We start from the raw sequence: 19,643 nt of genomic DNA on the forward strand, positions 1-19,643 counted from the left end.
TCACACGCTCTCGGCGGGGGGATGCGGCACGGGGCCGTGCAGCCCGGCGGCACCCAGGTAGCCGGCGAGCAGCACCAGGGCCGCCTGCCGGACCGCGTCGTCGTCCGGCAGGAAGCGCGGCGAGTGCAGCCCCGGCCGCTTGCCGGCCGCGTCCGGCTCGCCCCCGTCGACGCCGAGGAAGAGCATCAGCCCCGGCCGTGCCGCGCAGTAGTGGGCGAAGTCGTCGCTGCCGAACGAGCGGAAGGTGTCGTCGACGCCCGCCCCCGACCGCCGCAGCCAGGGCACCGCGGCGGCGGCCAGATCGGGGTCGTTGATCAGCACCGGGTCGGACAGGTGGATGTCGACGACGGCGGTGCAGCCGTGCGCCGCCGCGGTGTGCCGGGCGACCTCCTCGATCGCGGTGTGCAGCAGCGCGCGGTCCTCGGGTCGCATCGTGCGCAACCCGCCGCGCGCCCAGGCGGTGTCCGGCACCACGTTGAAGGCGCTGCCGGCGTCGAGCTGGGTGATCGCCAGCACCGCGCCGACCACCGGGTCCACCCGCGCGACCACCTGGGTGTGCAGCGCCAGGACCACGGCGGCCAGCGCGCGGACCGGGTCGTGCGTGGTGTGCGGATAGGCCGCGTGCCCGCCGCGGCCGCGGACGGTGACGACCACCTCGTCGACGGCGGCGTTGACCGGTCCGGCGGTCGCCGCCACCACGCCCGCCGGCAGCTGCGGCTGCACGTGCACCCCGACGACCGCGCCGACGTCCTCCTCGTCGAGGACGCCGGACTCCGCGACGTCCCGGCCGCCCGAGGGCTCCCCCTCCTCCCGCGGCTGCAGGACGGCGAGCACCGGCGCGGGGCCGCCCACCCGGCGCACCGCCCGGCACAGCGCGACCATCGCGGCCAGGTGCACGTCGTGCCCGCAGGCGTGCATGACCCCGGCGCGCGCCGCCCACGGGACACCGGTCGCCTCGATCACCGCCAGCCCGTCGAGCTCCGCCCGCAGCGCCACCGTCGGCGTGCTGCCGGTGAGCACGCGGAGGGCCCGCCCGGTGATCCCCGTCGGCCGGCCCTCGCCGACACCGAGCGCGGATGCGACCGCGGCCGCGGTGTCCTCCTCCTCCCCGGAGCGGCGCGGGTCGGCGTGCAGCTCCCGGCGCAGCCGCACGGCCGCCGGGACCTCCTCGACCACGGTGTCCTCGAGCAGCCGGTACCAGGCGGCGAGCGCCGGGTCGCTCACTCGTCCAGCCCGTACGCGCGCGCCGCGTTGCCCGCGCCGATCGCCGCCGCGATCCGCTCGGCGTCGGCCGCCGTCCAGTCGTCGTCGGCGATGCCCGCATCGAGCAGCCGGCCCAGTGCCCGCCGGAACAGGGCGGTGGAGATCAGGTAGAGCTCGCCCAGGCCGAAGGCGTCGGTGGAGAACAGCACCTTGCCGAACGGCGCCAGCTCCAGCAGCTCGGCGAGCAGCGCGTCGGCCCGCCGTCCCACGTTGTGCGTGGCCAGCCCGACGTCGGCGAACACGTGCGGGAAGACCTGGGCGAGGTAGCCGGCGTTGCGGTGGAACGGGTAGTTGTGCAGCAGCAGCACCGGCACGCCGGTCGGCGCGGTCGCCCGCAGCAGGTCGGTGAGCAGCAGCGGGTCGCAGCGGTACAGGTCGACGTCGGCGTCGCCGTAGCCGACGTGGAACTGCACCGGCATCGCGAGGTCGATGCCGCACCAGACGAGGAAGCGGTGCAGGACCGGGTCGGCCACCCGCGGCCGGCCACCTGCCCGCAGCAGCGCGCCGGCCGCGCCGGCCACCTCGGCGTCGGACGGGCGGGCGCCGTCGAGCGCCAGGCCGACCCGGTAGGCCGCGATCGACTTCACGCCGACCGCGCCGGCGCAGCGCTCGGCCAGCCGCTCCCGGAACGCGCCGGCGAACGCCCCGGCCGCGCAGCCCCCGGCCAGCACCTCCTCGGCGAGCGCCTCCAGCCGGACCACCTCGCGCGCGGTGCCCGCGGCCAGCGCGGCGAGCTCGTCGGGCGAGGTGATCGGCTCGGGCACGTACCCGGTGTCGACGAGGAACGTGCCGATGCCGGTCGCGGCCACCATCCGCCGGTTGACCTCGTCGGCGCCGAGCGCCGCCCGGCGGGCCAGGTAGGCGTCGACCGGCGCGTGCGGCTCCAGGCCGAGCACGGGCGCGCACCAGCGGCGCAGCGCCAGCCCGATCTGCGAGTCGAACAGCGTGCCGGCCAGCCCGGGCGCCTCGGCCTCGGTGAGCATCGCCTCGACCTCGGGGCGGTCGAGGTCGCGGGTCACCAGCCCGTGGCAGTGGTGGTCGACGAGGGCTATCTCGATCACCGGGTCGCCTCGAGGCCGGCGACCAGGTCGGCGATCAGCTCGGCCGGGTCCTCGAGGCCGACGGACAGCCGGATCATCCCGTCGTCGATCCGGGCGGCCCGCCGCTCCTCCGGCGTCAGCGAGAAGTGCGAGGAGTTGAAGGGCGTGCTGACCAGCGTCTCCACCCCGCCGAGGCTGGTCGCCTCGCTGGCCACCTGCAACCGGCGGATCACCGCGCCCGCCCGCGTGTCCCCGCCGGCGACGGTGAACGCGACCATCGCGCCGCCGAGCTCCGGGTAGCGGACGTCGACGACATCGGGGTGGTCGCGAAGCTCCGAGGCGATCCGCGCGGCGGTGGCGCACTGCCGGGCCATGCGCACCTCGAAGGTCTGCAGCCCGCGCCACACCTGGTAGGCCGCGTGCGCGTCGAGGCACGTGCCGAGCGTGATCACCCGGCGCTGCACCTCGCGGACGAGGTCGACGTCCCCCACCACCGCGCCGGCGATGACGTCGGAGTGCCCGTTGAGGAACTTGGTCGCCGAGTGCACGACGACGTCCGCGCCGAGCGCCAGGGGCCGCACCAGGTACGGCGTCGCGAAGGTGTTGTCGACGACGAACCGCGCCCCGGCCTCGTGCGCGGTCGCCGCCACGCCGGCGACGTCGGTCAGCTCGAGCTGCGGGTTGGCCAGCGTCTCGGCGTAGACCACCGTGGTCGGGCCGCCGGCGACCGCCGCCCGCCACGCGTGGAGGTCGGCGGCGTCGACCTGGACGACGTCCACACCCCAGCCGGGCAGGTCGCGGACCAGCAGGTCCCGGGTGTCGCCGTACACCTGCCGGGCCGCCACCACCCGGTCGCCGGCGCGGACGAGCGTGAGCAGGGTGGTGGCGATCGCGCCCATCCCCGAGGAGGTCATGAGCGCGGCGGCGCCGCCCTCCAGCCGCGCCACCGCCGACGCGGTGACGTCGGCCGTCGGGTTGCGGAAGCGGCCGTACCAGTGCTCGTCGAGACCGCCGGCCTGGACGTCGGCGTAGGCCTTGTCGTCGAGGTAGTAGGTGACGGAGTGGTGGATCGGCGGGACCACCGGCCGGGTGCGCGGCGTGAAGGCCCGCGACTCCGCCGGGCGGCTCACCGGGCCTCGACCCCGCCGGCCGCGCGGACCTCCTCCTCGTGCGCGCCGAGCTCGGCCGCGGTCAGCGCCTCCCCGGCCCGGTGGGCGGCGGCCGGCGCGGCCAGCACGGCGGCCACGCACACGACGATCCAGGCCCCGGCCACGATCGGGTTCCAGAACAGCGCGCCGTCGTCGGGCGACGGGAAGGGCACCACGTTGCGGTAGAGCGTGTAGCCGAGCACGACCAGCGCCAGGGCCGGGACGACGACCTGCCACATCGGCACGCCCGGCATGCGGCGCTCGACGAAGACGAGCTTGATCGCGCCGATCGTCGTCAGCACGTAGGCGACCAGCAGGATCAGCGTGCCGATGGTGCCCGACCACAGGAACACGTTGAACGCCTCGCCCCGGCCGGCGATCGCCATGACCAGCATGATCACCGCCATCACCGCCAGGACGAGGACGGCGGCCGCGCCCGGCGTCCCGGCCTTGGTCGTGCCGGCCAGCCCGGACGGCGCCGTGTGCCCGTGCCGCATGTCGCGGGCGAACGCGTAGGCCAGCCGTGAGGCGCCGACCATGCAGGCCAGGCAGCAGCCGAACGCGCTGATCGCCGCGCCGAGGGTGATCAGGTCGCCGACCCAGCCGGCGATGTAGACGGTGCCGAGGTCGCCGAGCAGCGAGCTGGAGTTGATGAAGTTCTGCACGCCGGCGTCGTCCGCCCCGAAGCCCATGACCTCGATCGCGGTGACGATCGTGAAGTAGACGCCGCCGAAGATCGCCGTCCCGAGGATGGCGCGGGGGATGTCCTTGCGCGGGTTGCGCGCCTCCTCGCCCAGCGTCGCCGCGGCCTCGAAGCCGGCGAAGGACAGGAACCCGAAGACGACGCCGAGGAAGAGGGTGGAGGTGTCCGTGCCCGGCGGGACCGAGAACACCGACCAGGTGAAGGTCTGCCCGCCGGGCGCGGTGCCGGCGAGCAGGCGGACCAGCACGATCGCGCTGATCACCAGGATGAGCGCGACGGTGGCGCCCTCGACCGAGAGCAGCACGCTGGTGCCGCGCCGGGCCGGCACGATGGTCAGCGCCAGGCAGCCGAGCGCAGCCAGGGCCGCGAGCACGAACGGCGCCCACCACGGCGGGTTCGGCCACACGCCGATGGCGTCGAGGAACGCCGTCCCGAAGATGCCGGTCGCGGTCGAGGTGACCACGCCGTAGAAGCAGTAGGTGCCGAACAGCGCGAACCCGCTGACCAGGCCGGTGCGCGCGCCGAGGGTGGCGCCGACGAAGGCGTACACCGAGCCGGCGTGGTGGAAGTACTGGCAGAGCCGGACGAACCCGTAGGCGACCAGCAGGACGCCGATCGCGGCCAGCAGGAAGGCCAGCGGAACGGCCCGGCCGACCGTGGTCGCGGTGCCCTGCGGGTTGATGTTGGCGGCCATGCTGGGTGCCATCAGCGCCACGGACAGGCCGACGGCCTGCCAGACGGAGAGGCTGCGACGCAGACCGGGGCCGGTGGGCTCGACCGGGGCGTCCGGACGGGACGGCGAGACGGCCATGCGGAACTCCTAGCTCGAGGACGGTTGCGCAGGTCAAGCGGCAGGAGTGTGCTCCCGCAGGGAGCGGACCGGGAAGGTCTGTTGCGCGGTCTCGACATCGGTACGGCGCCGGGGCGACGCCGTGGACAGGAGGCACAGTGCTGCAGCAGGAGGAGCGGGATCGGCGACGGGTGCAGGCCGAGGACCTGCTGGACGGGCTCCGCGATGCCGGCGTGGTCGGCGTCGTCCTGCCGTGGGTCGACACCAGCGGCGTGACCCGGGTGAAGTCCGTGCCGCTGGCCAAGCTGCCCAGCGCCGCGGCGTGGGGCGTCGGGATGAGCCCGGTGTTCGACGCGTTCCTCTTCGACGACTCCATCGTCGCCGGGCGCTTCGCCGGCAGCGCCGTCGGCGACCTGCGGCTGCACCCCGACCTGGACCGGCTGACCGTGCTGGCCGGACAGCCCGGCTGGGCGTGGGCGCCGGTCGACCGCTACGACCAGGACGGCGCGCCGCACGTGCAGGACTCCCGGTCGCTGCTGCGCCGCGTCGTGGGCGAGCTGGCCGAGGACGGGCTCACCGTGCAGGCCGCCTTCGAGACCGAGTGGGTGGTCGGGCTCGCGGGCAACGACGACTTCGTCCCCGGGGTCTCCGGGCCGGCCTACGGGATGACCCGGCACATCGGGGTCTCCGACTACGCGCGGGACCTCCTGACCGCGCTCGCCGCGCAGGGCGTCGCCGTCGACCAGTTCCACCCCGAGTACGCGGCCGGCCAGCTGGAGCTGTCGATCGCGGCGGAGGACCCGGTGGCCGCCGCCGACACGACCGTGCTCGTCCGGCACACGATCAAGGCGGTGAGCGCGCGGCACGGGATGCGCGCGTCCTTCTCCCCCAAGGTGCTGGCCGACGGCGTCGGCAACGGCGGGCACGTGCACCTGTCGCTGTGGCGGGACGGCGAGAACCTGATGAGCGGCGGATCCCGGACCTTCGGTCTGACTCCGGACGGCGAGGCGTTCATCGCGGGGCTGCTCGGCCACCTGCCCGCGCTGCTCGCGGTGGGCGCCCCGACGGGGGCGTCCTACCTGCGGCTGATCCCGTCGCACTGGGCGGGCGCGTTCGCGGTCTGGGGGCTGGAGAACCGGGAGGCCGCCGTCCGCTTCGTGACCGGGCCGTCCGGGCACCGGCAGGCGGCGGCCAACGTGGAGGTCAAGAGCTTCGACGCCGCGGCCAACCCGTACCTGCTCATGGCCGGCCTGCTCGCGGTCGGGCGGGCGGGAATCGCGTCCGGCGCGACGCTGCCGGACCCGGTCGGGGTCGACCCGGCGACGCTGTCCGACGAGGGACAGCGGGAGGCGGGGATCCGGCCGCTGCCCTCGTCGCTGGACGAGGCGGTGCGGGCCTTCGAGCAGGACGACGTCCTGACCGGGGTGTTCGGCGAGGAGCTCGCGGCGACGATCGTCGACGTGCGGCGCGGGGAGATCGCGGCGCTCGAGGGCCGGTCGCCGGAGGAGGTGGCCGCGGCGCTGCGCTGGGTGCACTGAGCGCGGCCTCGACCGTTCCTGCGACCTGGATGTCGACCGTCCCCGGATCCGGCCCTTCATGATCACCTCGGGTCCACCGGTGTCTCCACGAGCCGGCAAGCACCGCTGGAGCCGAGGTGATCATGAAGCCATGAATGACCTACCGCTGCTGTCGGCGGGCGATGACGACGAGGACGCCCAGGACGACGGCCAAGGGCACCCACGACGGCAGCCCGAACGGCCCCAGCACGAGCTGGGCGACGAACAACACGAGCTGGAAGCCGAGCCAGAAGGCCACGGCGATGGCCAGCCAGAAGAGCAGGGGCCGCTCCATCTGCAATCGGCGCAGGTAGTCCATCGCTCCTCCAGGGTCGTGCGATCCGGTCACCCGGCTCGGGCCGACCCACACATCGGCAGCGCGAGGGGACAACTGAAGTTCACGGTCGACCCGCCAACGCCCCGGCAGCGGCGCGGCGTTCCCGCCCCGGCCCAACCGAGCGATGCCACGAGATGTTTACGCGGGACATCAGTCGAGGTATTCTCCACTTGCCACTAGAGGTTCCGGCCTCGGGCAGCGAACACCAGACACATCCAGCAGGAGGTGCACCGATCATGATGCTGACCGCCTACGACCCGTTCGCCGCCACCAACGCCGCCTTCCGGGCGCTGGACCAGCTCACCGGCCGCACGGGTTCCGGCACCGCACGCGCGCTGTCGGGCATGCCGATGGACGCCTACCGCGTCGGCGACCACTTCGTCGCCCACTTCGACCTGCCCGGCGTCGACCCCGGCTCGATCGACCTGTCGGTCGAGGGCAACACGCTCACCGTGAGCGCCGAGCGGTCGGTCCCCCAGCTCGAGGACGCCGAGTGGAGCATCGCCGAGCGGCCGTACGGCAGCTACACCCGGCAGCTGGTCCTCGGCCGCAGTCTCGACACCGACCGGCTCGAGGCGAGTTACCACGACGGTGTGCTCACCCTGAGCATCCCGGTGGCGGAGAAGGCGCGGGCCCGCAAGATCCAGGTGACCCGCGCCGACGCGCCGGCCTCCGTGGAGAGCCGGACGATCGAGGGCGAGAGCCACAGCAAGGCCGTCGAGGCCTGACGGCGGTCGAACGGGAGGGCCGGGCCCGGCAGCGGGCCCGGCCCTCCGGCCTCTTTCCCCGCGAACAGGAGGGCTCCGTGCCCGAGGACCCGCTGGACCGGCTGGACGATCCGGACTTCCCGGCCCTCACGATGAGCCAGGCCGCCGAGCTGCTCGGCGTGCAGGCCGCGTTCCTGCGCAGCCTGGACGCCTCCGGCGTCCTCCAGCCGCACCGCTCCCCCGGCGGGCACCGCCGCTACTCCCGCCAGCAGCTGGTCGTCGCCGCCCGGATGCGCGGCCTGCTCGACGACGGGCACTCCATGGCCTCGGCCGAGACGATCGTCGACCTCCAGGACCAGCTCGCCGAGGCCCGCGCCGACGTCGCCCGCCTCGAGACCGAGCGCGCGGAGCACGACGAGCACGGTTCGCCGCCGACACCCTAGGGGGGTATGGTTCGTCTCGTGATGGACGAGTCCGGCGCACCGGCACACCACGGCTACATCTCCAAGAAGGCCGACTACCTCACCCGGCTCCGGCGGATCGAGGGCCAGGCCCGCGGCCTGCAGCGCATGGTCGAGGACGAGAAGTACTGCATCGACATCCTGACCCAGGTCTCGGCGATGACGAAGGCGCTGCAGTCGGTCGCGCTCGGCCTGCTCGAGGAGCACCTGTCCCACTGCGTCGTGTCCGCCGCCCAGGCCGGCGGCCCCCAGGCCGACGAGAAGGTCCGCGAGGCGGCCGATGCCATCGCGCGGCTCGTCCGGTCGTAACACCCCCGAGAGGAAGCACCCGTCGTGAGCACCACCAGCTACACCGTCACCGGCATGACCTGCGCCCACTGCGTGAACGCGGTGAGCGAGGAGGTCGGGGCCCTGCCCGGCGTCACCGCCGTCGAGGTCGACCTGGAGTCCGGAGCGCTGACCGTCACCAGCGACGCGCCGGTGGACGACGCCGCGGTCGCCGCCGCCGTCGACGAGGCCGGCTACGCGCTCGCCGGGCGCTGACCTGACGATGACCACCCCGGGCGGCCACGTGCGGACCACCGACCTGCTGATCGGTGGCATGACCTGCGCGTCCTGCGCCGCCCGCATCGAGAAGAAGCTCAACCGGCTCGACGGGGTCACCGCGACGGTCAACTACGCGACCGAGAAGGCGACGGTCAGCTACGCCGACGGCGTCACGACCGACGAGCTCATCGCCACCGTCGAGAAGACGGGCTACACCGCCGAGTTGCCCCGACCCGAACCCGCCGCGCAGGGCGACGGCGGGCCCACACGGCTCCTCGTCTCCGCCCTGCTCAGCGTGCCGGTCGTCCTCCTCGCGATGATCCCGGCGCTGCAGAGCACCCCGTCGCAGTGGATCGCGCTCGCCCTCACCACGCCGGTCGTCGTCTGGGGCGGCCTGCCGTTCCACCGGGCGGCCTGGACCAACCTGCGGCACGGCGCCGCGACGATGGACACCCTGGTCTCCCTCGGCACGCTCAGCGCGTTCGGCTGGTCGCTGGTCGCGCTCGTCCTCGGGACGGACGCCGAGCTGTACTTCGAGGCCGCCGCGGTCGTCACCACGTTCCTGCTCGCCGGGCGGTACGCCGAGGCACGCTCCAAGCGGCGGGCCGGGGCGGCGCTGCGCGCGCTGCTGGAGTTGGGCGCCAAGGAGGTGTCGGTCCTCCGCGACGGCGTCGAGCGCCGCGTCCCCGTCGAGCAGCTCGTGGCCGGCGACGAGTTCGTCGTCCGGCCGGGCGAGAAGATCGCCGCGGACGGCGAGGTGACCGAGGGCTCCTCGGCGGTCGACGCCTCGATGCTGACCGGCGAGGCGGTGCCGGTCGAGGTGGGGCCGGGCGATCCGGTCGCCGGCGCGACGGTCAACGCCGGCGGCCGGCTGGTCGCCCGGGCCACGCGCGTCGGGTCGGCGACGCAGCTGGCGCAGATGGCGCGGCTGGTCGAGGACGCGCAGAACGGCAAGGCTCAGGTACAGCGCCTGGCCGACCGGATCTCCGGCGTCTTCGTGCCGGTCGTGCTCGCGCTGGCGGTCGCGACACTGGGCTTCTGGATCGCCACCGGCGCCGGCCTGTCCACCGCGTTCACCGCCGCCGTCGCCGTCCTGATCATCGCCTGCCCGTGCGCGCTCGGGCTGGCCACGCCGACGGCCCTCATGGTCGGCACCGGCCGCGGCGCGCAGCTCGGCATCCTGATCAAGGGCCCGGAGGTGCTGGAGTCCACGCGGCGGGTGGACACCGTCGTCCTCGACAAGACCGGCACGGTCACCACCGGGCGGATGACCCTGCAGGACGTCGTCCCGGCCCCCGGTGAGGACGCCGGCGAGCTGCTGCGCGTGGCCGGCGCGCTGGAGGCCGCGTCGGAGCACCCGATCGGGCAGGCGGTGGCCCGTGCCGCCGCCGAGCGCGGTCCGCTGCCGGCCGTCGAGGGCTTCGCCAACCGCGCGGGCCTCGGCGTCCGGGGCCGCGTCGAGGGCCGGGCGGTGCGCGTCGGGCGGCCCCGGCTGCTGACCGAGCCGCTGCCGGAGGCGCTCGACGCCGCCCGCCGGGAGGCCGAGGCTGCGGGGCGCACGGCGATCGCGGTGGCCTGGGACGGCGCTGCCCGCGGCGTGCTCGTCGTCGCCGACGCGGTCAAGCCGACCTCGGCCGCCGCCGTCCGGCAGCTGCGCGACCTGGGCCTGCGGCCGGTGCTGCTGACCGGTGACAACGAGGCGGCCGCACGCTCGGTGGCCGCGGCCGTCGGCATCGACCAGGTGATCGCCGAGGTGCTGCCGAAGGACAAGGTCGACGTCGTCCGCCGGCTGCAGGCCGAGGGGCGCACCGTGGCCATGGTCGGCGACGGCGTGAACGACGCCGCCGCACTCGCGCAGGCCGACCTCGGCCTGGCGATGGGCACCGGCACCGACGTCGCGATCGAGGCGTCCGACCTGACCCTGGTGCGCGGCGACCTGCGGGCCGCCGCCGACGCGATCCGGCTCTCCCGCCGCACGCTGGCGACGATCAAGGGCAACCTGTTCTGGGCCTTCGCCTACAACGTGGCGGCGCTGCCGCTGGCCGCAGCCGGGCTGCTCAACCCGATGATCGCCGGGGCGGCCATGGCGTTCAGCTCGGTCTTCGTGGTGACCAACAGCCTGCGGCTGCGCGGGTTCGCGCCGCTGCCGGAGAACCGGGACGCGGCGCTGCCGGTGCCGTCGGGCCGGGTCCGGGAGCCGGTGGTCTGAGGTCCCGCCGTCACTCCCTCCGGCCGGCGAGCCACAGCGCGAAACCGACGACCAGGATCAGCACCGCGATGATCCCGGCGATGAGGAAGTCCAGCGGCGTCATCAGCCGACCTCTGCCTTCTGAGAAGTGACGGCGGGCACGGTCAGACCGTGGAGCCGCCGGCTGGCACGGGCCTGGCCGGAACCTAGGTGCGAGCTGTGAGACCGTCTGGCCCCCGAACTGGCTAGCCGCGCCCGTGACCTGCGTCGACGACGCAGAAGCGGTTGCCCTCCGGATCGGCCAGGACGACGAAGTCCGGGTCCTCGGGATAGTCGCGCCAGTCGACCCGCGCGGCGCCCAGGGCGACCAGCCGCTCGACCTCGGCCGCCTGCTCCGCCGCGTTCGGCACGTGCAGGTCCAGGTGCAGCCGCGGCCGCTCCTGCGGCAGCGTCTCGCTGCGCTGCAGCGCGATCCGGGTGCCGGATCCGCCGTCCCGTGGCTCGAGCACCGTCGCCCAGCCCCCGAACCCGTCGCGGCGCACCTCGTAGCCCAGCGCCAGGGTCCAGAAGGCCGCGGCCCGATCGACGTCGGAAACACCCAGCGCCACGACTCCGACGGTCAGCACAGCCGGATCGTGGCACGCGCTACAGGACGGCGGGGAGCAGCAGCAGCGCGGTCGGGACGAGCAGCAGCAGCGCCGCGGCGGCCAGCGCGGTCCAGCGGGCGGCGGCGGCGAGCGGGCGCGGCGGCTCGAGCAGCCGGACGACGCGCGCGCCGGCCCCGCTGCCCCCGACGGCCAGCGCCCCGGCGGGCACCCCCTCGCCCCCGGCCCCGCCGGCGGCCGCGACGATCGCCCGGGCCAGGGTCCGGCGGGAGCCGGCGGGCAACAGCCGCAGCGCGACGTCGTCCGCGCGCATCTCGACCAGCTGGCGCACCGAGGCGTGCGCCCGCGCCGCCGCCGGCAGCACGGGCAGCGCCGCCTCCCAGGCGACGAACGGCAGGAGGTACAGGTGGTGCCGTTCGCGCAGGTGCGCCCGCTCGTGCGCGACGACCGCAGCCAGCTGGTCGTCGTCCAGCTCCGCGACCATGCCGGAGGACAGCACCAGCAGCGGCCGCGCACCCGGGATGCAGAACGCCACCGGCGCCGGGTGCTCGAGCAGCCGGGTGTCCGGCAGCGCGGCGGGCCGCACGATCAGCTCCAGCAGGTCGCGGTGCCGCCGGCGGGTGCGCGCCGTGCGCGCCCAGGAGAGCAGCAGGACGCCGAGCAGCTCGGCGGCGAGCACGCCGGCGAGGGTCAGCGTGACCCAGTGGTCACCGCGGACCGGCACGGTCGCCGGGTGCCCGCGGAGCACCGCCCAGGCCGCCTCGGGCAGCGAGTGCCCCCACGGCGCCAGGCCGTGCACCAGCAGCGCGCCGATGATCGACAGGCCGCCGGCCAGGCCGATCGCCTGCCAGCACACCAGCGCGACCAGCGGGTCGCGCCGCGGCCACCCGGCGCGGGCCAGGACGGCGGGCACCGGCCAGGCGAGCAGCGCGGCGAGGACGGCGAGGGCCAGCGCGGTAGCAGGGAGCATGGCCGGGTCGGGACCGCTCAGCCGCCCGCGAGCAGCTCGCGCAGCAGCCGGGCCTCGTCCTCGCTGACACTGCCGACGAAGCGGGCCAGCACCGCCTGCCGGTCGCCGGCCTGGCCGAGCACCTCGTGCATCAGCTCGGCGGCGTGGTCCTCGCGGCTGGCCGTGGGGGCGAACCGGCGCGGCCGGGCGTCGTCGTGGCCGACGAAGCCCTTGTGCTCGAGCCGGCTCAGCACCGTGTGCACGGTGGTCAGCGCCAGCCCGCGATCGGCGAGGGCGTCGCGCAGCTCGGTGGCCGCCGCGGGAGCGTCCTTGGCCCACAGCCACTCCATCACCGCACGCTCCAGGTCACCGAGCGAGGCCACGAGCCCTCCTGTCCGACAGATCACACCGCGCGTCTTCTACGTCGTGTAGAAAACTGTCTTCTACGCGGCGTAGAAAGAACACGTCGATCGTACGACAGAGGGAGACCCCACGGTGGACGTGCTCGACATCGCCCGCTGGCAGTTCGGCATCACGACCGTCTACCACTTCCTGATGGTCCCGCTGACCATCGGTCTGGGGCTGCTGGTCGCGGTGATGCACACGCTCTGGCTGCGGACGAACAAGCCCGAGTGGTTGCGGATGACCCGCTTCTGGGGCCGCATCTACCTGATCAACTTCGCCCTCGGCGTGGCCACCGGCCTGGTGCAGGAGTTCCAGTTCGGCCTGGCCTGGAGCGCCTACTCGCGCTTCGTCGGCGACGTCTTCGGCTCGCTGCTGGCGATGGAGGCGCTGCTCGCCTTCTTCCTCGAGTCGACCTTCCTCGGCCTGTGGATCTTCGGCTGGGACCGGCTGCCCAGGAAGCTGCACCTGGCCTCGCTCTGGGCCGCGGTCATCGGCTCGGTGGTCAGCGCGTACTTCATCATCGCGGCCAACTCGTGGATGCAGCACCCGGTCGGCGTCACGCTCACCGAGGACGGCCGGCCGCGCCAGGTCGACTTCCTCGCCGTCCTGACCAACAACACCGCCCTGGCCGCGTTCAGTCACGCGATCGTCGCCGCGCTGATGGTCGCCGGCGCGCTGCTGGTCGGCATCGGGCTGTGGCACCTGCGCCGCCGGAAGCTGGCGGGCGCACCCACGACGGACGTCGACCACCAGGTGTGGCGCCGCTCGGTGCGGCTCGGCGGCTGGGTGTCGCTGGCCGCGTTCGTGCTGGTGGCGCTCACCGGCGACTGGCAGGGCAAGCTCATGTACGAGCAGCAGCCGCTGAAGATGAGCTCCGCCGAGGCGCTCTGCGAGACCGAGGCGCCGGCGCCGTTCTCGATCTTCGCCTTCGGCAAGCTCGGCTCCAACGAGTGCGACGACGTCCACTCGATCACCGTGCCGGGGCTGCTGTCGTTCCTCGCGCACAGCGACTTCTCCACCGCCGTCCCCGGGGTCGACGCGCTGCAGGAGCGCTACGCCGAGGTCTACGGCGCGACCTACCCCGACGACCCGTCGTTCGGGGACAAGGCCGGCGAGCCGATCGACTACTCCCCGGTGCTCGCGGTGACCTACTGGAGCTTCCGGCTGATGATCGGCATGGGCGCGGTCTCGGCCGCGGTGGCCGCCTACGCGCTGTGGGCCACCCGGCGCGGGCGGGTGCCGACCTCGCGGATCGGCGTCCACGGCGCGCTGCTCGCCGTCGGCGCGCCGTTCGTGGCCAACGCGACCGGCTGGATCTTCACCGAGATGGGCCGCCAGCCGTTCGTCGTCTACCCGAACCCGGACGTGCCGGTCGGCGAGCAGGTGTACTTCTTCACCGCCCAGGCCGTCTCGCCCGGCATCAGCGTCGCCGAGGTCTGGACGTCGCTGATCGCGCTGACCGCCGTCTACGGGGTGCTCGCCGTCATCGAACTGTTCCTGATCACCCGCTTCGTCCGGAAGGGCGCCTCGCCCGGCGACTCGCCCACGCCCGGCGAGCCCCCCGAGGGCACGCCGGAACAGGACGACGTCCTCTCGTTTGCTTACTGACCACGAAGGCAGCTCACGTCATGGACCTCCCCACCCTCTGGTTCGCCGCCGTCGCCGTGCTGTGGACCGGCTTCCTCCTCCTCGAGGGCTTCGACATCGGCGTGGCCGCGCTGCTGCCGGTGCTCGGCCGCTCGCCGCACGACCGGCACCTGATGCTGCGCACCATCGGCCCGCTGTGGGACGGCAACGAGGTCTGGCTGATCACCGCAGCCGGCGCGATCTTCGCCGCCTTCCCCGGCTGGTACGCCTCGTGGCTGCCGGCGCTCTACCTGCCGTTCGTGCTGGTGCTGCTCGGGCTGATCGTCCGCGCGGTCGCCTTCGAGTGGCGGCACTCGCACCCCGGTCCGCGCTGGGACGCCACCTGGACCCACGTGATCACCGCCGGCTCCCTGGTCGCGGGGCTCGGCGTCGGCGCCGCCCTGGGCGCCACCACGCTCGGCCTGCCGATCGACGGCGCCGGCAACCGGGTGGGCGGCGCGTTCGCCGGACTCGGCTGGCCGGCGCTGCTCGGTGCCGTGGCGGTGGCCGCGTTCGCGGTGGTGCACGGCGCGCTGTTCCTGGCGCTGAAGACCGACGGGCCGGTGCGGCTGCGGGCGCGGGCGTTCGCGCTGCGCTGGTCGCCGGTCGCGGCGCTCCCGCTGCTGGCGTGGGCCGGTCTGGTGCAGCTGCGCGACGGGACGGCGGTCACCGCGGTTCTGTGGGTGGTTGCGGTGCTGGCCGCGGTCGTGACCTGGACGCGGATCCGCCGCGACCGCGAAGGGCAGGCGTTCACCGGCTGGGCGGTGCTGCTGGCCGCGTCGGCCGCGACGGTGTTCGGCGCCGCCTACCCGGTGGTGATCCCCTCGACCGTCGACCCGGCGTTCGACCTCACGATCGGCGCGGCCTCGGTCAGCGACTACACGCTGACCTTGATGACCTGGGTGGCCTCGGTCGGCCTGCCGGTCGTGCTCGCGTACCAGGCCTGGACGTACTGGGTGTTCCGCAAGCGGCTGGCCGCCGATCCGGTGCACGCGTGAGTTCACGGGGGCCGCTGGGCGCGCTGGCCGGCGTCCCGGGGCTGCGCGGCGCGCTGGTCCGGGCGGCGCTGGCCGCGGTCGCCACGACCGCCGGTCTCGTGCTGCTGGCCGGCGGGCTGGCGACGGCGATCGCGCGGGTCGCCGGCCTGGCCGACGGCGGCATCGCTGCGCCGCTGGCGGTGGCGGTCGCCGGGGTGGCGCTGCGGGCCGTGGCCTCGACCGCCGGTGAGGCGCTGGCCGCCCGCGACGCCCGCCGCGCGGAGGACCGGCTGCACCGCGCGCTGCTCGAGCGGCTGGCGGCCACCCCGGCGGCGGTCCAGGCGGCGGGCGGTCCCGGGCCGGCCGCCGTCCTCGCGACCACCCGGCTGGCCGACCTCGGCCCCGGGCTGGCGACGTTCCTGCCCGCGTTCGCTCAGACGCTGGTCGTCCCGCCGCTGCTGCTGCTCGTGCTGGCGTGGGCCGACCTGCTCTCGGCGGGGATCGTCGCGCTCACCCTGCCGCTGGTGCCGCTGTTCATGGTGCTGGTCGGCAAGCACACCCGGGACGGCACCACGGACGCCGCCCGCGCCCTGGACCGGCTCGCCGCGCACGTCGCCGAGCTGGTCCGCGGCCTGCCCGTGCTCGCCGGGCTCGGCCGCGCCGCCGACCAGGCGGCGGCGCTCGCCGAGCTGGGCGAGGCCTCCCGGCAGAAGACGCTGGCCACGCTGCGGCTGGCGTTCCTCTCCGCGCTCGTGCTCGAGCTGATCGCCACGCTGTCGGTCGCCCTGGTCGCGGTCGGCGTCGGGCTGCGGCTGGTGGACGGCGGCCTGCCGCTCGCGGCCGGGCTGTTCGCGCTGCTCCTGGCGCCCGAGGCCTTCGCCCCGCTTCGCGCGGTCGGCGCCGCGCACCACGCCAACGAGGCCGCGACGCTCGCGGCCGCCGAGGCCCGCGCGGTGCTGGCGGCGCCCGTTGCCGCGGTCGCCCCGGCGCCGGCGGACGACGACCCGCGCGGCGCCGACGTCGCGGTGGCCGGGCTCTCGGTGCGCCACCCCGGCCGGTCGCTGCCCGCGCTGGCGCCGGTCGACCTCGCCGTCCGGCCGGGCGAGCTGGTCGCCGTGCGCGGCCGCAGCGGCTCGGGCAAGTCGACGCTCCTGGCGGTGCTGGCCGGGCTGACCCCGCCGTCCGCCGTCGTCACCGGCGCGGTGACCGGCGTCGGACCGGTGGCGTACGTGCCGCAGCACCCGCGCACCACCGCCGCGACGGTCGCCGAGGAGCTGCGCCGGCACGGCGGGGACGACGAGGACCTGCGCGCGGCCCTCGCGAAGGTGGGCGCGACCACCCTGGCCGGCCGTGACTGCACCACCCTCTCCCCCGGCGAGCTGCAGCGGGTTGCGCTGGCCCGCGCGCTGGTGCGGATCCGGCGCGGCGCCCGCCTGCTGCTGCTCGACGAGCCGACCGCGCACCTCGACGAGGCGGCCGCGGCGACGGTCACGCGGGTGCTGGCCGACCTGCGCGGCACCGTGACGACGGTGCTGGTCACCCACGACCCTTCGCCGGCCGCCTTCGCCGACCGCACGGTGACGCTGAGCGGTGACCTGCCCGAGCCCGCGCCGCACCCGGCGGTCTCGGAGTCTGCGAGCGCAGGAAACCGGCCCTCCCACATTCCGACGACGGCGGGCGGCGGGCCGCGCCGGCCGCGGACGGCGCTGCTGCGGGCCGTGACCGCCGGCGCGCTGTCGAGCGGCGCCGGCATCGCGCTCACCGCCGTCTCGGGCTGGCTGATCGTCCGGGCCGCCGAGATGCCGCCGATCCTCACGCTGATGGTCGCGATCGTCGGCGTGCGGGCGTTCGGCCTCGGCCGCGCCGGCCTGCGCTGGGTGGAGCGGATGACCGCGCACGACGCCGCGCTGCGCCTGGCCGCCGACACCCGCGTTCGGGTCTGGCGGGCGCTGGCCGAGCAGGGCGTCGCCGCCGACCGGACGCCGGGGGCCGCGCTGGCCCGGGTGGTCGGCGACGTCGGGCTGGTGCAGGACCTCGCCGTGCGGGTGCGCCCGCCGATGCTGGTCGCCGGCACGGTGCTGACCGCGACCGTCGCCGCCCTGGCGCTGCTCGACCCGGCCGCGGCCGCCGCGGTCGCGGCCGTGCTGGCGCTCACCGTCGCGCTCGTCCTGCTGGTGCACCGCCGGGTGGACGCGGGCGCGGCACGGCGGGACGGCGCGCTGCGGGTCGCCGCGCTGCGGGAGACCGCGATCGTGCTCGACGGCGCCGGCGACCTGCGGGCGCACGGCCTCGCCGACCGGACGGCCGCCGACCTCGCCGCGCTCGCCGACCGCCAGGGCGCGGCACAGCGCACCGGCGCCCGCGCGGGCGCGCTGGGGACCGGGCTCGTCGTCCTCGGCACCGGGCTCGGCGCGGTCGTGGCGGCGGCGATCGGCGCCACCGGCGGGCTGAGCGGTCCGGCCGTCGCCGTGCTCGCGCTCGCGCCGCTGGCCCTGGCCGAGCCGCTGGCCGGGCTGGTCGCGGCGCTACAGCGGCGCGGCATCCTCGCCGACGCACGGGCCCGCCTCGACGCCGTCCTCACCGCGCCGGTGCCGGCCGACCCGGCCGATCCCGCGCCGGCCCCGTCCCCGGTGCGGCGACTGGCCGTCGCGGACCTGACCGCCGGCTGGCCGGGCGGTCCGGACGTGCTCACCGGGCTGGACGCGCAGGCCGGCACCGACGGCTGGCTGGTGGTGCGCGGCCCCTCCGGCGCGGGCAAGTCGACGTTCCTGGCGGTGCTGATGGCGGCGCTGCGGCCGCGCTCCGGTGACTACCTGGTCGGGGGCACGCCCGCCGACCGCATCGCCGGGGACGACCTGCGCGCCCGCCTGGCGTGGCTGCCGCAGGAGTCGCACGTGTTCGCCTCGAGCATCCGGGCCAACCTCGCCGCGGCCGCGCCGCGGGGCGCGCTGGCCGGTCCGGACGGCGAGGCACGGATGCGGGCCGCGCTCGCCGCCGCCGGGCTCGGTGGCCTGATCGCGTCACTGCCCGACGGGCTGGACACGCAGGTCGGCGCGGGCGGCACCGCGCTCTCCGGCGGCGAGCGGCGCAGGCTGGCCGCCGCCCGCGCGCTGCTGGCCGACCGCGACGTCGTCCTCCTGGACGAGCCCACCGCGCACCTGGACCCGCCGACGGCGCGGGCGCTGGTGGCGGACCTGCGCGCCGCGCTGGCCGGCCGGGTGGTCGTCTGCGTCACCCACGACGACGACGTGCCGCGGCCCGGCGACACCGAGGTCGGTCTGGGCAGCGCGGCGGCGCACGCGGGAACCGGGGACGCCACGCGCACGTGACTCCGGCGTGGACGGACTCCGCCTCGTGCTCAACCTCGTCTGGCTCGTGATCCACGGCTGGCTGCTGGCGCTGGCCTACCTGCTCGCCGGGCTGCTCGCCTGCCTGCTCGTGGTCACGATCCCGTTCGGCATCGCCTGCTTCCGGCTGGCCGGCTACGCCGCCTGGCCGTTCGGCCGGACGACCGTGACCACCCCCGGCGCCGGCGTCGCCTCGGCGGTCGGCAACCTGCTGTGGTTCCTGCTCATCGGCTGGTGGCTGTCGCTGCTGCACGTCCTCGCCGGCGTCGCCTACTGCGTGACGATCATCGGCATCCCGTTCGGGATCGCGCTGTTCAAGCTCGCCCTCGTGGGGCTGTTCCCGCTGGGCAAGCGGGTGGTCGACGCCGACCCGCCGCGGTCGTACTTCGGGGCCGGCGCCACGGTGGGCACGGCCCCGGCCCGCTACTAGGGCTCAGCAGCTGCCGCGGTAGCGGACCAGCTGCCCGCCGCCCTGGGTGCGGGCAGCGGCGAGGGAGAGCAGCGCCCGGCGTCGCACCTCGGCGCCCGGCAGCCCCGGCTCGAGGGCGGCGATCCCCGCGCAGGCGGCGACGCCGGTGACCACGCCGGTCACGACGCGCACCAGCCGGCCGATGGCCACCTCGGCGGCGTCCGGGCCGGCGGTGATGAGGACGGCGAACTCCGCGGTCCCCTCCCGGGTCAGCCAGTCGTCGCCGCGCACCCCGCGGGCCAGCAGGCTCGTGACCGCGGAGAGCGTCTCCGGTGCGGTCGGCCAGCCGTCGTCCCGGCGCAGCAGGCCGATCATGCCGAGCGTCGCGGGCGGGGCGCTGGGATCGGCCAGGTGGTCGGCGAGGCGCTCGAGCAGGGCGGCCGGGCCGGGCAGCAGGCTGTCCTCGCCGAACGGTTCGGCGGAGAGGACGGGCACGGTCGGGTCGGGCAGGACGGGAGAAGCCATGCGTTCCTGATCGACCCGGTCTCGCGGCACGGGAAGCCGAACGAGACGAGATCCCCCGGAA

19 protein-coding genes are annotated in these 19,643 nt (G+C 75.5%); 10 read left to right on the plus strand and 9 right to left on the minus strand.

Annotation, left to right across the window (positions count from 1 at the left end; translation table 11 throughout):
• Genes AB3388_RS18785 through AB3388_RS18800 form a run of 4 tightly spaced genes read right to left on the minus strand, consistent with a single transcriptional unit; the run spans position 1 to position 4,965 of the window.
• The gene (locus AB3388_RS18785; protein WP_495406833.1) at positions 1-1,224 is read right to left on the minus strand and encodes a M20 metallopeptidase family protein; all 1,224 of its coding nucleotides are present in this window, start codon (positions 1,222-1,224) and stop codon (positions 1-3) included.
• A complete protein-coding gene (locus AB3388_RS18790) occupies positions 1,221-2,324 on the minus strand; it encodes an amidohydrolase (protein ID WP_495406834.1) in 1,104 nt (367 codons plus the stop codon). The genes AB3388_RS18785 and AB3388_RS18790 overlap by 4 nt, the downstream gene beginning before the upstream one ends.
• A complete protein-coding gene (locus AB3388_RS18795) occupies positions 2,321-3,433 on the minus strand; it encodes a trans-sulfuration enzyme family protein (protein WP_495406835.1) in 1,113 nt (370 codons plus the stop codon). The genes AB3388_RS18790 and AB3388_RS18795 overlap by 4 nt, the downstream gene beginning before the upstream one ends.
• Positions 3,430-4,965 (minus strand): APC family permease, encoded by a 1,536-nt coding sequence (locus tag AB3388_RS18800; protein WP_495406836.1) that lies wholly within the window; start codon positions 4,963-4,965, stop codon positions 3,430-3,432. Before AB3388_RS18800 ends, AB3388_RS18795 begins: the two co-directional genes overlap by 4 nt.
• Positions 4,966-5,102: 137 nt before the next feature.
• Here AB3388_RS18800 and AB3388_RS18805 point away from each other — a divergent pair, with 137 nt between their 5' ends.
• On the plus strand, positions 5,103-6,482 hold the full coding sequence (locus AB3388_RS18805; RefSeq protein ID WP_495406837.1) for a glutamine synthetase family protein: 1,380 nt from the start codon (positions 5,103-5,105) through the stop codon (positions 6,480-6,482).
• Between the two features lie 139 nt (positions 6,483-6,621).
• Here AB3388_RS18805 and AB3388_RS18810 read toward each other — a convergent pair whose 3' ends face one another.
• Positions 6,622-6,819, minus strand: a complete 198-nt coding sequence (locus AB3388_RS18810; RefSeq protein WP_495406838.1) for a hypothetical protein — start codon at positions 6,817-6,819, stop codon at positions 6,622-6,624.
• A gap of 254 nt (positions 6,820-7,073) precedes the next feature.
• On the opposite strand from AB3388_RS18810, the gene AB3388_RS18815 reads away from it, so the two are divergent.
• The 5 genes from AB3388_RS18815 (at position 7,074) to AB3388_RS18835 (ending at position 10,760) form a co-directional block, all read left to right on the plus strand.
• Positions 7,074-7,565, plus strand: coding sequence for an Hsp20/alpha crystallin family protein (locus tag AB3388_RS18815; protein ID WP_495406839.1), 492 nt, complete (start codon positions 7,074-7,076; stop codon positions 7,563-7,565).
• Between the two features lie 77 nt (positions 7,566-7,642).
• The gene (locus AB3388_RS18820; protein ID WP_495406840.1) at positions 7,643-7,987 is read left to right on the plus strand and encodes a MerR family transcriptional regulator; all 345 of its coding nucleotides are present in this window, start codon (positions 7,643-7,645) and stop codon (positions 7,985-7,987) included.
• Positions 7,988-7,993: 6 nt separating this feature from the next.
• A complete protein-coding gene (locus AB3388_RS18825) occupies positions 7,994-8,314 on the plus strand; it encodes a metal-sensitive transcriptional regulator (RefSeq protein ID WP_495406841.1) in 321 nt (106 codons plus the stop codon).
• A gap of 24 nt (positions 8,315-8,338) precedes the next feature.
• The gene (locus tag AB3388_RS18830) at positions 8,339-8,548 is read left to right on the plus strand and encodes a heavy-metal-associated domain-containing protein (RefSeq protein WP_495406842.1); all 210 of its coding nucleotides are present in this window, start codon (positions 8,339-8,341) and stop codon (positions 8,546-8,548) included.
• 7 nt (positions 8,549-8,555) lie between these two features.
• Positions 8,556-10,760 carry a heavy metal translocating P-type ATPase gene (locus AB3388_RS18835; RefSeq protein ID WP_495406843.1) on the plus strand — a complete coding sequence of 735 codons (2,205 nt, stop codon included), beginning with the start codon at positions 8,556-8,558 and terminating at the stop codon, positions 10,758-10,760.
• Between the two features lie 224 nt (positions 10,761-10,984).
• Here the strand turns inward: AB3388_RS18835 and AB3388_RS18840 are convergent, their stop codons facing one another.
• The 3 genes from AB3388_RS18840 to AB3388_RS18850 are packed head-to-tail and all read right to left on the minus strand — an operon-like array spanning position 10,985 to position 12,676.
• A complete protein-coding gene (locus AB3388_RS18840; protein ID WP_495406844.1) occupies positions 10,985-11,365 on the minus strand; it encodes a VOC family protein in 381 nt (126 codons plus the stop codon).
• A gap of 19 nt (positions 11,366-11,384) precedes the next feature.
• A complete protein-coding gene (locus AB3388_RS18845; RefSeq protein WP_495406845.1) occupies positions 11,385-12,314 on the minus strand; it encodes a M56 family metallopeptidase in 930 nt (309 codons plus the stop codon).
• 17 nt (positions 12,315-12,331) lie between these two features.
• Positions 12,332-12,676 (minus strand): BlaI/MecI/CopY family transcriptional regulator, encoded by a 345-nt coding sequence (locus tag AB3388_RS18850; protein WP_495406846.1) that lies wholly within the window; start codon positions 12,674-12,676, stop codon positions 12,332-12,334.
• Positions 12,677-12,788: 112 nt separating this feature from the next.
• Between AB3388_RS18850 and AB3388_RS18855 the strand changes: the two genes are divergently transcribed.
• Genes AB3388_RS18855 through AB3388_RS18870 form a run of 4 tightly spaced genes read left to right on the plus strand, consistent with a single transcriptional unit; the run spans position 12,789 to position 19,078 of the window.
• On the plus strand, positions 12,789-14,306 hold the full coding sequence (locus AB3388_RS18855; protein WP_495406847.1) for a cytochrome ubiquinol oxidase subunit I: 1,518 nt from the start codon (positions 12,789-12,791) through the stop codon (positions 14,304-14,306).
• Between the two features lie 20 nt (positions 14,307-14,326).
• Positions 14,327-15,322: a cytochrome d ubiquinol oxidase subunit II gene (gene cydB, locus AB3388_RS18860; protein WP_495406848.1), complete on the plus strand. Its 996-nt coding sequence runs from the start codon at positions 14,327-14,329 to the stop codon at positions 15,320-15,322.
• Positions 15,319-18,630, plus strand: coding sequence for a thiol reductant ABC exporter subunit CydC (gene cydC, locus AB3388_RS18865; RefSeq protein WP_495406849.1), 3,312 nt, complete (start codon positions 15,319-15,321; stop codon positions 18,628-18,630). Before cydB ends, cydC begins: the two co-directional genes overlap by 4 nt.
• Positions 18,631-18,637: 7 nt before the next feature.
• Positions 18,638-19,078, plus strand: a complete 441-nt coding sequence (locus tag AB3388_RS18870) for a YccF domain-containing protein (RefSeq protein ID WP_495406850.1) — start codon at positions 18,638-18,640, stop codon at positions 19,076-19,078.
• Between the two features lie 3 nt (positions 19,079-19,081).
• On the opposite strand, the gene AB3388_RS18875 is transcribed toward AB3388_RS18870, so the two are convergent.
• Entirely contained in the window at positions 19,082-19,582 is a 501-nt protein-coding gene (locus tag AB3388_RS18875; protein ID WP_495406851.1) for a hypothetical protein, read from the minus strand.
• Positions 19,583-19,643: the final 61 nt, after the last annotated feature.

The sequence above is a fragment of the Geodermatophilus sp. SMS 5-13 genome, assembly GCF_059428245.1.

What these genes read in the sequence shown, in the direction of transcription:
- AB3388_RS18800 (WP_495406836.1), bottom strand. Translation starts at nt 4,965, where the DNA reads ATGGCCGTCTCGCCGTCCCGTCCGGACGCCCCGGTCGAGCCCACCGGC.
- AB3388_RS18810 (WP_495406838.1), bottom strand. Translation starts at nt 6,819, where the DNA reads ATGGACTACCTGCGCCGATTGCAGATGGAGCGGCCCCTGCTCTTCTGG.
- AB3388_RS18815 (WP_495406839.1), top strand. Translation starts at nt 7,074, where the DNA reads ATGATGCTGACCGCCTACGACCCGTTCGCCGCCACCAACGCCGCCTTC.
- AB3388_RS18825 (WP_495406841.1), top strand. Translation starts at nt 7,994, where the DNA reads ATGGTTCGTCTCGTGATGGACGAGTCCGGCGCACCGGCACACCACGGC.
- AB3388_RS18835 (WP_495406843.1), top strand. Translation starts at nt 8,556, where the DNA reads ATGACCACCCCGGGCGGCCACGTGCGGACCACCGACCTGCTGATCGGT.
- AB3388_RS18845 (WP_495406845.1), bottom strand. Translation starts at nt 12,314, where the DNA reads ATGCTCCCTGCTACCGCGCTGGCCCTCGCCGTCCTCGCCGCGCTGCTC.
- cydB (WP_495406848.1), top strand. Translation starts at nt 14,327, where the DNA reads ATGGACCTCCCCACCCTCTGGTTCGCCGCCGTCGCCGTGCTGTGGACC.
- AB3388_RS18875 (WP_495406851.1), bottom strand. Translation starts at nt 19,582, where the DNA reads ATGGCTTCTCCCGTCCTGCCCGACCCGACCGTGCCCGTCCTCTCCGCC.